General features: G+C 71.1%; 11 protein-coding genes. 1 reads left to right on the forward strand and 10 read right to left on the reverse strand.

The window, feature by feature from the left end; genetic code table 11:
• Positions 1-34 precede the first annotated feature (34 nt).
• The 7 genes from AB0I03_RS14430 to AB0I03_RS14460 form a co-directional block, all read right to left on the reverse strand.
• Complete coding sequence (locus tag AB0I03_RS14430; RefSeq protein ID WP_360411895.1) at positions 35-1,276, reverse strand: amidohydrolase family protein; 1,242 nt, start codon at positions 1,274-1,276, stop codon at positions 35-37.
• A gap of 127 nt (positions 1,277-1,403) precedes the next feature.
• Positions 1,404-1,658: a helix-hairpin-helix domain-containing protein gene (locus AB0I03_RS14435; RefSeq protein WP_360411898.1), complete on the reverse strand. Its 255-nt coding sequence runs from the start codon at positions 1,656-1,658 to the stop codon at positions 1,404-1,406.
• Positions 1,659-2,315: 657 nt separating this feature from the next.
• Entirely contained in the window at positions 2,316-3,203 is an 888-nt protein-coding gene (gene sucD / locus AB0I03_RS14440; RefSeq protein WP_360411901.1) for a succinate--CoA ligase subunit alpha, read from the reverse strand.
• A 4-nt stretch (positions 3,204-3,207) separates the two neighbouring features.
• Positions 3,208-4,386: an ADP-forming succinate--CoA ligase subunit beta gene (sucC, locus tag AB0I03_RS14445; RefSeq protein ID WP_360411904.1), complete on the reverse strand. Its 1,179-nt coding sequence runs from the start codon at positions 4,384-4,386 to the stop codon at positions 3,208-3,210.
• A 649-nt stretch (positions 4,387-5,035) separates the two neighbouring features.
• On the reverse strand, positions 5,036-5,482 hold the full coding sequence (locus AB0I03_RS14450) for a cobalamin B12-binding domain-containing protein (RefSeq protein ID WP_270117170.1): 447 nt from the start codon (positions 5,480-5,482) through the stop codon (positions 5,036-5,038).
• A 115-nt stretch (positions 5,483-5,597) separates the two neighbouring features.
• A complete protein-coding gene (locus AB0I03_RS14455; protein ID WP_360411908.1) occupies positions 5,598-6,617 on the reverse strand; it encodes a hypothetical protein in 1,020 nt (339 codons plus the stop codon).
• A gap of 127 nt (positions 6,618-6,744) precedes the next feature.
• Positions 6,745-7,116, reverse strand: a complete 372-nt coding sequence (locus AB0I03_RS14460; RefSeq protein WP_360411911.1) for a MarR family transcriptional regulator — start codon at positions 7,114-7,116, stop codon at positions 6,745-6,747.
• 266 nt (positions 7,117-7,382) lie between these two features.
• Between AB0I03_RS14460 and AB0I03_RS14465 the strand changes: the two genes are divergently transcribed.
• Positions 7,383-8,705, forward strand: a complete 1,323-nt coding sequence (locus AB0I03_RS14465; protein ID WP_360412221.1) for an MFS transporter — start codon at positions 7,383-7,385, stop codon at positions 8,703-8,705.
• Between the two features lie 73 nt (positions 8,706-8,778).
• On the opposite strand, the gene AB0I03_RS14470 is transcribed toward AB0I03_RS14465, so the two are convergent.
• From AB0I03_RS14470 to AB0I03_RS14480, 3 genes are all read right to left on the reverse strand, one after another.
• Positions 8,779-11,337 (reverse strand): ABC transporter permease, encoded by a 2,559-nt coding sequence (locus AB0I03_RS14470; protein ID WP_360411914.1) that lies wholly within the window; start codon positions 11,335-11,337, stop codon positions 8,779-8,781.
• 2 nt (positions 11,338-11,339) lie between these two features.
• Positions 11,340-12,035, reverse strand: coding sequence for an ABC transporter ATP-binding protein (locus AB0I03_RS14475; RefSeq protein WP_360412224.1), 696 nt, complete (start codon positions 12,033-12,035; stop codon positions 11,340-11,342).
• A gap of 104 nt (positions 12,036-12,139) precedes the next feature.
• Entirely contained in the window at positions 12,140-12,382 is a 243-nt protein-coding gene (locus tag AB0I03_RS14480; protein ID WP_360411917.1) for a hypothetical protein, read from the reverse strand.
• Positions 12,383-12,517: the final 135 nt, after the last annotated feature.

Genomic DNA, 12,517 nt, shown 5'->3' on the forward strand with positions numbered 1-12,517 from the left:
CAGCATAAACACCCCGACCCGGGTGCCTCCAGGATCAGCGCGAGCCCGTGAGCCGGTCCGCTTTCACCTCGCCGTCCTGCATGATCAGCCGCAGGTTCGCTCCGGGATCGGTGAGGACGGCGAGGTCCGCGAGAGGGTCGCCGTCGATGACGAGCAGGTCGGCGAGGGCGCCGGGGACGACCTGGCCGAGGCGTCCCTCCTCCTTGAGCAGCCTTGCGGCGGTGACCGTGGCTGAGCGGATGACGGCGGCCGCAGGGAGCACCGCGCCGCGGATCGTGAACTCCAGCAGCTGGTGCCGGCGCATACCGCCGAGGAGGTCGGAGCCGTAGCAGATGTTGACGCCCGCGCGGTGGGCGAGTTCGAGGGCGCGCAGGCCCGCGTCGAGGACGATCGGGTTCTTCGCGATGCTGGCCGCGGGGAGCCCGTGCTCGGCCCCTTCGGCGGCCATGCGCTGGTAGGTGACCAAGGTGGGCACCAGGAACGCGTCATGCTCCAGGAACAGATCCACACTGGACTCGTCGAGGAGGTTGCCGTGCTCGATGGAGCGCACCCCCGCCGCGAGGCCCCGGTTGATCGCCCGCGCCGTGTAGGCGTGCCCGGCCACGTACCGGTTCGCGGCCTCGGCCTCCTCGACGATCGCGCGGATCTCCTCCATCGAGAACTGGGTCGAGTCGATCCGGTCGGTCGGCGAGGCCACCCCGCCCGACAGCATGATCTTCACGTGGAACGCCCCGGTGCGCAGCTGCTCGCGGGCGGCCCGCCGCACCTCGTCAACGCCGTCGCACACCGTGCTCAGATCGGGGCAGCACTGGTGGTCCTCGCGCACGCGCCGCCCGCGCGGGCGCCCGTCGCCGTGCCCGCCGGTCTGCGAGAGCGCCTTGCCGCCGAAGTACAGGCGCGGGCCCTCCACAATCCCTTGCACGACCGCCTCGTGCAGCCCGAAGTCCGCGCCGCCGGGGTCGCGCACAGTGGTGAAGCCGCGGTGCAGCATCTCCCGCATCTCCTTGGCGGCCTTCAACGCGACGTACGCGGGCGACTCGTCGGCCAGCCCGGCGAGGTCCGCACTGTGGGCGTTGACGTGCGCATGGCAGTCGATGAGGCCCGGCATGAGGGTCCGCCCGGCCACGTCGATCACCCGGGCGCCCTCGGGCGCTTCGACATCGGGTCCGACTTCGGCGATCTCATTGCCGCGCACCAGCACGCGCTGGCCGCGGACCAGTTCGCCCGCGGCGGTGTCGAGCACGGTCGCCCGCTCGAACAGTACGGTCCCGGTCATCGGCCACTCCCAACGCTCCACGGCGACCTACTGGCCGCCCGGCTAGTGCACACACCAATATGCCGGATCGCATTGGAGGAACGGCACCCGGCCGGTCGGTCGAGCCCCCCGGGCCCGTTACGCCGCTTCACGGCAAGAGCAGGGCGTATTCCCTCAGGTGCTTCTCGAAGCCCGGCGCGATCCCGACCTCGACGATCACCTCGTCGAGGCTCTGGAAGGGACCCAGCTGCTCAACGCGCTCGCGGACCTGCAGGGCGGTCGCCTCATTGAACCCCGGCAGGTCGCGAAGGACCTCGACCGGCGCGTGGTTGAGGTCGACGAGCCCGCCGTCGTCGAGGCTCCGCGGCAGGTCGGGGCGGCCGACCCCGTTGCGCTTGGCCAACGCGGGGTCGGCATCGGCCAGCCGGCGGGCGTCGTCGCGCGGAGCCGGGCCGCGCGGTTCAGTGCCGGTGCGACCCAGTCGGTGCCGTGCGGCGCCGGCTTCGGGGCCCTGGGTGCCGTAGGGCGCGGTTCCACAGGGGCCCAGACGTATCGGCGGATCGCGAGCAGGTGCGCGGCGGCTCCGCCGGTGGCGGCCAGGAGCGCGGTCATGCCGAGCAGGCCCGACCACCAGGGCCGGTCCTCGCCGGGGCCGACCGCGTAGACGCACGCGAAGAAGACGACCAAGGTGGCCGGGTAGACCACGAGCGGAACGATGGTGGTCGCCGAGGGGCGGCGGGCGAGGCCGACGGCGCATGCGATCGGTGCACCGAGGCCCGGGAGCAGCAGTGGAAGCAGCGCTCAGGCGATGGTGCCCGCGGTGCGGGCCGCATTCCGGCGAGGGGGCGCCTCACGGGCGAGAGAGGTGTCGGGCATCCCGCAATGCTACTGATCCGCGACTACCGGTGCGCTGCTCGCCGCCGTGCACCGACGGGCTCCGAGCGCCCGCGCCGTTCGCAAGCGTGCCGACGTCGCCGCCCGGCCCGACGCCGGGTTGCACCGGACAAGACGAAAGGCCCGGCGGTCAGACCGCCGGGCCCTTCGCTTCGCTATGCGTCCCTTAGAGGTTCTCGATGACCTCGCGCATGAGGCGCGCGGTCTCGCTCGGGGTCTTGCCGACCTTGACGCCGGCGGCCTCGAGGGCCGCCTGCTTCGACTCGGCGGTGCCGGCCGAACCGGAGATGATGGCGCCCGCGTGGCCCATCGTCTTGCCCTCGGGGGCGGTGAAACCGGCGATGTAGCCGACGACCGGCTTCGTCACGTGGTTCTTGATGTACTCGGCCGCGCGCTCCTCGGCGTCGCCGCCGATCTCGCCGATCATGACGATCGCCTTGGTCTCGGGGTCCGCTTCGAACGCCTCGAGGCAGTCGATGTGGGTGGTCCCGATGACCGGGTCGCCGCCGATGCCGACGGACGTCGAGAAGCCGAGGTCCCGCAGCTCGTACATGAGCTGGTAGGTCAGCGTGCCCGACTTCGAGACGAGGCCGATCGGGCCCGCCCCGGTGATGTCGGCCGGGGTGATGCCCGCGTTCGACTTGCCGGGGGAGGCGATGCCGGGGCAGTTCGGGCCGACGATGCGGGTCTTATTGCCCTTCTCCTCGGCGTAGTTCCAGAACTTCACCGAGTCGTGCACCGGGATGCCCTCGGTGATGACGATCGCCAGCTCGATCTCGGCGTCGATCGCCTCGATGACGGCGTCGCGGCAGAACGCCGGGGGCACGAACACGACGGAGGTGTTGGCGCCGGTCTCGGCCATGGCCTCGGCCACGGACGCGAACACCGGGAGGCTCACGCCGTCGACGTCGACCTTGGTGCCGGCCTTGCGCGGGTTCACGCCGCCGACGATCTCGGTGCCGGCCTTGAGCATGCGGCGGGTGTGCTTCATGCCCTCGGAGCCGGTCATGCCCTGGACGATGACCTTGGAGTTCTCGTTGAGGAAGATTGCCATCTGACTAGGCCCCCTTGTGCGCGAGTTCGGCGGCCTTGTCGGCTGCGGCGTCCATGGTCTCGACCACGGTGATGAGCGGGTGGTTCGCGTCGGCGAGGATCTGGCGGCCGGCCTCGGCGTTGTTGCCGTCGATGCGCGCGACGAGCGGCTTGGTGACGTCCTCACCGCGGTCGGCGAGCGTCTTGAGCGCGCCGAGGATGCCGTTGGCGACCTCGTCGCAGGCGGTGATGCCGCCGAAGATGTTCACGAACACGCTCTTGACCTGCGGGTCCGACAGGACCACTTCGAGGCCGTTCGCCATCACGGCGGCAGAGGCGCCGCCGCCGATGTCGAGGAAGTTCGCGGGCTTGACGCCGCCGTGCGCCTCACCGGCGTACGACACGACGTCGAGGGTGGACATGACGAGGCCGGCGCCGTTGCCGATGATGCCGACGGAGCCGTCGAGCTTCACGTAGTTCAGGCCGGAGTCCTTGGCGCGCTGCTCGAGCGGGTCCACGGCCGACTTGTCCTCGAACTCGGCGTTCTCGGGGTGGCGGAAGTCCGCGTTCTCGTCCAGGGTGACCTTCGCGTCGAGCGCGAGGACCTTGCCCTCGGGCGTGCGCACGAGCGGGTTGACCTCGACGAGCGTCGCGTCCTCGGTGACGAACGCGTCCCAGAGCTTGACGAACACGTCCACGAGCTGGGTGCGCAGGTCCTCGGGGAACCCGGCGCGGGTCACGATGTCGTTCGCGATGTCCGCGTTGACGCCGACGCCGGCGTCGATCGGGAGCTTCACGACCTTGTCGGGGTCGGTGTGGGCGACCTCTTCGATCTCCATGCCGCCCGCCGTCGAGGCGATGCACAGGAACGTGCGGTTCGCCCGGTCGAGGAGGTAGGAGAAGTAGTACTCCTGGTCGATGTCGGCGGTCACGGTGAGCATGACCTTCTCGACGGTGTGGCCCTTGATGTCCATGCCGAGGATGTTGGTGGCGTGGGTCTTGACCTCGTCGACGTTGTCGGCGAGTTTGACGCCGCCCGCCTTGCCTCGGCCGCCGACCTTCACCTGTGCTTTGACGACCACCCGGTCACCGAGGCGCTCAGCGAGCTCCACGGCCTCCTGCGTGGTGGTGGCGACGCCGCCGTCCAGTACCGGCACGTTGTGCCGGGCGAACAGTGCGCGGCCCTGGTATTCGTACAGATCCACTGTAGAGTCCGCTCCACTAGCTAGTCTTCTTTGACCGGACGGCCTGGCCGCCCCGCCGGCGGGCGGGGTCCGGGTTCAGGTGCCCGTTCCCGCAGGGTAACCCTTAGCGAGTGCGGCGGAGCGTGCGGCGGGCGACCGGTGTGACGAGTCTGGCGGGGAATGCGCCGAAGTAGGCATTCCGCACAATCGCGGCGGTGAACCGTGAGGCGGTGCGGCCGTCATCTGAGGCCGGATGTGGCGCGGGGAGGCGATATGGCACGGGGCGCCGGGGCGTGTCGGGATTCGCGGGGCATAGAGGCGGGGACCGGACGCACCCCTCAGGCGTCCGGTCCCCTTAGCGGGAATCAAGCCCACCCCTCAAAGGCTTGACTCCCTTAGGCACGATGCCCTATCGCCACCCCTCAATCGACAGGGCATCGGCAGTTTGTGGCACAGCTCTATGAGCCGTGCGATATTGCCGCGAACCCGACCGGAAGTGAACTTCCGGTGCCGCGGCGGCCTTTCGCAATAGCGGCCTATCGAGCCGCTGCCGATGCGTCTTCCGCGGTATTGCACTGCGTCCGACACTATTAAGAACGAGGGCGCTCGCGGCCGGTTACGGTCTTCTCAGAGAATTTTTTAACGAGGGCGTTTTCGCAGCTCAACGCCGTCAGACGGCCGCAGGGCGGCCCTGATCGGGTGAGGCGACACCGGGCGAGGGAACATGCCCGCGCACCCATTCGGCGATCACCTGCGTCGAGGCGCCGGGGCCGAATATCGCGGCCACTCCGGCTTCGCGCAGTTGCGCCGCATCCTCCTCGGGAATGATGCCGCCGCCGAAGACCACGATGTCGCGCGCATCCGCTTCGTCGAGTAGTCGCAGCACTCGCGGGAACAGCGTCATATGCGCGCCGGAGAGAATGCTCAGACCGATCGCGTCGGCGTCCTCCGCGAGCGCGGTCGCCACGACCTGCTCGGGGGAGTTGTGCAGGCCGGTGTAGATGACCTCCAGCCCTGCGTCGCGCAGTGCCCGCGCCACGACCTTCGCGCCCCGGTCGTGCCCGTCGAGGCCGACTTTCGCGACGACCACCCGGATCGGTGTCCCGGTTGCGGACATAGATGTACCTCCTCGTACATGTGGCCGCGGCCCGCACGGCGCTCTTGGCGGTCCGTGCGTGCCGCGGCCGTTGCTTACGAGTGAGCTTAGTCGCGTCCGGTGTGAGGCGGTAGGGCTAACCGCCGTAGGGGGCCTGCGGCGGCTGCTGGCCCTGCTGCGGGTAGCCCGGAGGCGGCGGCGGGTACGCACCCGGCTGCTGCTGGGGCTGCTGCGGGCCGGGCTGGCCGTAGCCGGGAGGCGGCTGCTGGCCGTACTGCTGCTGCGGTTGCTGCGGGTACCCGGCCGGCGGGTAGCCGCCGGCCACCGCCGGAGCGCCCTTGATGTAGTCCTTGACCTCCTGCTTCGTGATGTACAGGAAGCTGGCGTAGCCGTAGATCCCGGCATTGATCAGGTACATGATGAGCATGACCGGGAAGATGAAGGAGCCGAGGGCGGCGATGAGCGAGCCGCCGGCGCCGATCATCATGAGGATGATGCCGGTCAGGCGCAGCCCGCCGGAGGTGATCTTCCCCTTCGGCAGCGCCCAGCCGTACCAGCCGAACGCGGCCGCCACGAGGACGCTGATGACGAGGCCGCCCATCGCGAAGACGCCGTAGGTGGCCACGCTGATGATGCTGAAGACCAGGCCGACACCCGCGCCGGCCATCGCCATGAGGCCGATGTGCTTGATGCCGGTGGGCGCCTCGCCCTGGGGCACGCCGGGGTGGGCCTGCGGGAATCCGGGCTGCTGCTGCGGCGGCGGGCCCGGGAAGGGCTGCGGCTGCTGGCCGTAGGGCTGCTGCGCCTGCGGCTGCGGGACCGGGCTGCCGAGCGGGTTGGGCTGCTGGGGCTGCGAGGCGGGCTGGAAGCCGGTCTGCGAGCCGCCCTGCTGCGGCATGACGGTGGTCTCGGCGAAGGAGGCGACGTTCGGCTCTGCCGGGCCGGTCGGGTTGCCGAGCGGTGAGGGCGGCGGGGGCGGGGTCGCTGCACCCGCCGGGCCGCCGCCTTGGCGCTGGATCTTCATGGTGCGGTCGAGGCCGGACTCGTCAGCGCCGCCGCTGGACGGGGCGGGCGCGGGTGCGCCGCCTGCGGCGCCGGGCTTCAGTTTGAAGGTGCCGCCGTCGTCGTCGGGTTGTTCGTTGTCTGGGGGAGTCATTGATTCCACGCTCCACGGGCCGGATCGGTTGTGACTGCTCTCGCGTTCACCATACCGACCGAGGCTGGGAGTCGGGGAAAGCCGTCCAGCCCGGGCGCGGGAGTGCCACGCCCCCAGCGGTATCGGATTAGGCGCAGGTCTCCGCGCGGGAGGAGGCGGCGGGGTCGGTGAGGTGCTTGACGAGGACGGCCCGATGGGTGGGCTTGGCGGCCTCGAAGCGCTCCAGGCCCGCGGGGGTGAGCATGAGGAAGTTGGCGCGGCGGTCGAAGTCGCAGGCGGCGCGGGTGACGAGCCCGGCCTTCTCGAGGCGGGTGACGGTGCGGGAGAGGGCGCTCTGGCTGAGGTACATCTCGGCCTCGATGTCCTTCATCCGGGCCTTGTTCTCGCCCTTGTCGCCGCAGGCGCGCCCGAGGATGAGGAGCACCTCGAACTCGCTGAGGCCCAGGTCGTGCCGGGCCTGCAGCTCGTTCTCGAGCTCGCACGATGTGTTGTGGTACACGCGAAGTGTTTCAGACCACTTGGCGCAGACGTCTACGTCGGTTCCAGCCTCCATGACCAGCACATTACCATGTCAAGACATTTAATGTCCACTCATTAGATGTGTTGACATCCAATGCGTGTGCATGTAAGTTTCTCGGCATGACGATCACCGAAACCAAGCCGCCCCACTCCAACGAACTGCCCGACACCCCCGATCACGACGCACACGCCCCGAGCCGATGGGGACCAAAGCTCTGGGCCGTCCTGTTCGTCGCCGGCCTGGCGATGTTCCTCGACGCCCTCGACGTCTCCATGGTCGGCGTCGCACTCCCGTCCATCGGCGCCGAACTCGGCCTCGAGACCAGCTCGCTGCAGTGGATCGTCAACGGCTACATCCTCGGCTACGGCGGCCTGCTCCTCCTGGGCGGACGCATGGCCGACCTGCTCGGCCGCCGCCGCGTCTTCCTCGCCGCGCTCGTCGTCTTCGGCCTCGCCTCCCTCGTCGGCGGCCTCGTCGACAACGAGGGCCTGCTCATCGCCTCGCGCATCGTCAAGGGCGTCGCCGCCGCCTTCACCGCCCCGGCCGCGCTCTCGATCATCACCACCACCTTCAAAGAAGGCCACGACCGCAACAAGGCGCTCTCGATCTTCACCGTCTTCGGTGCGACCGGCTACGCCTCGGGCCTCATCGTCTCGGGCCTGCTCACCGGCATCGACTGGCGCCTGACGTTCTACGTGCCGACGGTCGTCGTCGCCGCCGTGATCGTCGCCGCGTTCTTCGTCATCCCCAAGAGCGAAGGCGAGCACGGCCGCATCGACTTCGGCGGCGCCGTCCTGCTCACCGGCGGCATGCTCGCCGCGGTCTACACCATCGTCACCGTCCCCGAGCACGGCTTCACGCCGTTCACCGTGGTCACCACCATCGCCGCCGTCGTCCTCATCGGCGCGTTCCTGGTGGTGGAGAACAAGATCCGCGAACCGCTCGTGCGCCTCGGCATCCTGAAGGTCAAGTCGATCGTCCGCGCCAACCTCGCCGCCATGGCGATCTTCGGCTCGTACATCAGCTTCCAGACCATCGTGTCGCTCTACCTGCAGAACACGCTCCAGTGGGGCCCGCTGCAGATGGCGCTCGCGCTCGCTCCGGCCGGCATCATCGTCGCGATCCTCTCGCCGCTCGCCGGCAAGTTCATCGACCGCTACGGCACCACGCCGATGATCATCGCCTCGATGGGCTCGTTCGTGCTCGGCTACCTCTGGTTCATCGTCCGCGCCGGCGACCCGACGCCCGCCTACTTCGTGGACTACCTGCCCGCGTTCCTGCTGCTCGGCCTCGGCTTCGCCATCGGCTTCTCGGCCACCATGGTCCAGGCCACCGAAGGCATCGACGACGACGAGCAGGGCCTGGCCTCCGGCCTGGTCCAGACCTCCGGCCAGATCGGCGGCGCGGTCGTCCTGGCCGTCGTCACCGGCCTGATCTCCGGCGGCGCCGCCACCGGCATCGGCCAGTACACGCCCGGCCTCTACCTGGTCACGGTCGTGGCGATCGTCGGACTGCTCGCCAGCGCCACCGCGCTGCTGGGCCGCCGCGCCGCGATCGAAGCCGCCTAACGTCACCGAACACCGCGGAAGCGGGGGCCGCCTTGACAGGCGGCCCCCGCTTCCGTTTCCCAGTGGATCCGGTCTATTCGGCCGCCGCGACCAGTGTGGTGAGCGGCGTCCTGAGCGCCTTCCTGGTGGGGATCGCGATGGCGGCGTTGGCGACCAGTGCGGTGAGCGCGGCGACGGCGGGGATCACCCACAGCGGGCCCTGCGGCCAGGGCTCGCCGAGGAAGACCAGGCTCAGCAGTGTCATCGGCAGGACCGAGACTGCGAGTCCGGCCCCGATCGCCAAGGCGCACAGGAACACTGTCTCGCGGCGCATCATGGCCCGCACCTGGCGCGGGGTCGCGCCGGCCGCACGCAGGCCCGCGAACTCGCCTCTTCTGCGGGCGGTGGCGGCGACGAGGCTGTTGGCCGCGCCGAGCATCACATAGCCGCAGAGCACGAGCGTGACCATGATGTTGAGCCACTGGTCCGCGGTCATCCCGGTCGCCGTGTACGGAACAGTTGCTCCCGGCTCCGCGGTGAGGCCCGGGACGCCGGCGGCCCAGTCCGCTACTGCCGCTTCGTCACCGGTGGCGAGCGCGGCGTCGTAGAAGCGGGGCCCGGCGTGGCCGGTGACGAGGTCGGCGGCGAGGATCACCGTGCCGAACCCGAAGCCGCGCCTGTAGGTCGCGGCGACCTCGGCGTCCACGGGGGTGCCGTCGGCGAGGATCAGGCCGATCCGGTCGCCCACGTCGGCGCCCCACAGGCGGGCGGTCGCGGCGTCGAGTGCGACGGTGTCGCCGGTGAGGTTCGCGAGGTCGCCGTCTTCGAGGTCGAGGTCGGCGACCTGGTCGATGCCGGGGCCGAAGGCGAGCGCGGGGCACGGGTCGGCCTCCTCGTCGCCCGCCATCTCGTACGTGCGCAGCACGGAGGTCTCGATGACGCCGACGGCCGCCTCGACGCCGCTCACGTCGTTGAGCGCGGCGAGGTCTGCGGCGCTGATGCCGCCGGTGACGGTGGCGTCGGCCCTTGCGCCGTCCGCGATCTCGGCGGCGGCGGTCTGGCTGAACGTGGACTGGGCGGACACCTGCGTGACCGTGAGGCCCACGGCGAGTGCCAGGACCGCGACGGCTCCGGCGGTGCGCCGGGCGTAGGCGCGGCCGTTGCCGGCCGCCAGCCATTCCGGGGCGCCGATGTTCGCGCCCGACCTGCGGGCCCGCAACCGCAGCACGGTCCTGACCAGGGCCGGACCGGCCAGGGCCAGGCCGATCACGGCGGTGAGGGTGGCGGTCGCGGCGGAGGCGAACGCGGCCTCGCCGGGCACGACGAGCGGCGCGAGGGACTGCGCGATGGCCATCGCCAGGACGAGCAGCCCGATGATGGTGCGCACGCGCCCGCCTTCGCGCGGTTCGACGCGGGATTCGGTGACGGCCGCGGTGGCCGGGAGCCGGGAGGTGCGCCAGGCCGCGACGCGGGCGGCGAACTGCACCGTGAGGAGGAGCAGCGCCGCGGCGATGAGGCCGCTGACCGGCGTCAACGCGACCGGCAGGCCTGCGGGCATCATCCCGGACCCGGCGAGGAACGCGGTGAACCGGTCGGCGAGCAGGTAGCCGACGCCGATGCCGGGAATGAGCCCGGCCGCGGCGACGATGGTGGCCTGGGCGGCGACGAGCCGCCGCACCTGGCGGGGCGTGGCGCCGACGGCGCGCAGGAGTGCGAGGTCGCGGCGCTGGCCGGCGACCGAGACGCTGATCGCGCCGCCGGTGATGAAGCCGACGAGCAGCACGATCGTGGCGGACAAGGCGGTGGCCAGTTCGATGAGCTCGCTGCGGGCGGTGCCGCTCGCGAGGGTCTCGGCGTCGCCGCGGGCGTCGCCGGTGACGACCTCGAAGCCGGTGCCGGACAGGGCGGAGCGGAGGTCGTCGGCGACGGCCTCGACGGCGTCCTCGGTGGCGTCGGCTGCGCCCGCTGCCGCGGCGACATCGACGGCGATGAGGTCCGCTTGGCCTGCACCGTGGCCGGCGAGCGCCAGGGCGGTCGCGGCGTCGGTGTAGAGGCCCTGGCCGGGCAGGTCGGCGACGGCGCTGACGGTGTACTCGGCGCTGCCCACCGGAGTGGTGAGGGCGACGGTGTCGCCGGGGTGGAGCCCGGCCGCGTCGGCGGTCTCGGTGTCGAGCACGAGTTCACCGGTGCCGGGAGCGGCGGTCGCTGTGTCGAAGAGCGCGGCGGTGTCCCAGCTGTGCCCGGCGACCTCGGCGACTGCACCGCTTTCGCCGGTACCACCGGTGCCGCTTCGGGTCCCTTCGAGCCGGGCCGCGAACGTGAGGTCGGCGGCGGCACCGGCAACGCCGGGCACCGCCGCGAGGTCGGCGGCGAGATCGGCCGGGAGGGTCTGGCGTTCGGGGAACGGGATGTCGGGGTCCTCGGCCACCGGGTGGCGCTGCGGCGCCGTCACGAGGATCTCGGCGTCGGCGAGGCGGTCGGGGGCGAGGTGGGAGGTCACACCGGTCTCGCCGACGACGGCGGTGGCGGTGACCATGGCGGCTCCGCCGAAGACCGCGCAGGCGACGGCGACGAGGCCGGCGATCCGGTGGCGGGCCATGCGGATCGACGGTCGGGCCATGGTGAGCCGACCGCCCGGGATGGGGGGACGCAAGGTCAGCGCCTCCGCAGGCCGGCGAAGATCGCGGCGAGCTGCGCCGCGCTCGCCCCGGGCACGTAGTGCTCGATGCGGCCGTCCGCGACGACCGCCGTGGCGTGCGCGCGGGCCGCGGCGGCCGGGTCGTGCGTCACCATGACCACGGTCTGCCCCGAGTCGTCCACAAGTTCCCGCAGCAGGTCCAGGACCTCGGCGGCCGTGTCCAGGTCGAGCGCCCCCGTCGGCTCGTCCGCGAACACGACCTCCGGGCGGGCCGCGAGCGAACGCGCGATCGCCGCCCGCTGCTGCTGGCCGCCCGAGAGCTCCCCGGGGCGCCGGTGCAGCAGGTCCGCGATGCCCACGCGCTCGACCAGGTCCCGCAGCCAGCGCCGGTCCGCCGGGGCCCCGGCGAGGCGCAGCGGCAGCGTCAGGTTCTCCTCCACCGTGAGCGACGGCAGCAGGTTGTACGACTGGAATACGAACCCGATCCGGCTGCGCCGCAACCGGGTCCGCTGGTTCTCGCTGAGCTTCCCGATCGCGGTCCCGCCGATCAGGACCTCGCCCGACGTGGGCGTGTCGAGTCCGGCCGCGCAGTGCAGCAGCGTCGACTTGCCCGACCCGGAAGGGCCCATGACCGCCAGGAACGAGCCGCGACGCACCTCGAGCGAGACGCGGTCGAGCGCGGTGTGCGCTCGAGTCGAATTCCCGGCTTGCAAGCGGGCGCCGTGGGTGTCGTAGGTCTTCGTGACGTCGCGCAGGAGCAGCGCAGGAGGCCGGCCCGTCTCGGTGAGCGCGGAGGGGCGAGGGGCGGTGAGCGTGCTCAACGCTGCCCCCCGGAGACCCGCTGCTTGCGGTTCTTGACGGCGCGGACGATGAGTGCGACGCCGCAGGCCAGCGCGAACGCCCCGAACGGGACGGCGAGGAGCGGCAGCCCCACGGACTGCAGGCCCGTGTTCAGGACGGCGCCGACGATGAGCCCGGTCCACAGCACGATGCTCATGATCGTGAAGTGGCCGACCGCCGGTTTCGGCGGCGGTTCGGTGATGCGGTACTGGTCGTTCATGGCGTCCCCCAACGGATCGGATCGGTTGTCCAGAACGCTATGGGGAAACGCGCTGCGGCCCAATGCGGCTGACTGGCCGATTCGCAGGGGGGCCTGGTGCAGGCCCGGTGGTATAGCCAGCTCTACCGACGATCC

The sequence above is a fragment of the Glycomyces sp. NPDC021274 genome, from assembly GCF_040641195.1.
Lineage (GTDB): Bacteria > Actinomycetota > Actinomycetes > Mycobacteriales > Micromonosporaceae > Glycomyces.

What these genes read in the sequence shown, in the direction of transcription:
- AB0I03_RS14430 (WP_360411895.1), bottom strand. Translation starts at nt 1,276, where the DNA reads ATGACCGGGACCGTACTGTTCGAGCGGGCGACCGTGCTCGACACCGCC.
- sucD (WP_360411901.1), bottom strand. Translation starts at nt 3,203, where the DNA reads ATGGCAATCTTCCTCAACGAGAACTCCAAGGTCATCGTCCAGGGCATG.
- AB0I03_RS14450 (WP_270117170.1), bottom strand. Translation starts at nt 5,482, where the DNA reads ATGTCCGCAACCGGGACACCGATCCGGGTGGTCGTCGCGAAAGTCGGC.
- AB0I03_RS14455 (WP_360411908.1), bottom strand. Translation starts at nt 6,617, where the DNA reads ATGACTCCCCCAGACAACGAACAACCCGACGACGACGGCGGCACCTTC.
- AB0I03_RS14465 (WP_360412221.1), top strand. Translation starts at nt 7,383, where the DNA reads ATGTTCCTCGACGCCCTCGACGTCTCCATGGTCGGCGTCGCACTCCCG.
- AB0I03_RS14480 (WP_360411917.1), bottom strand. Translation starts at nt 12,382, where the DNA reads ATGAACGACCAGTACCGCATCACCGAACCGCCGCCGAAACCGGCGGTC.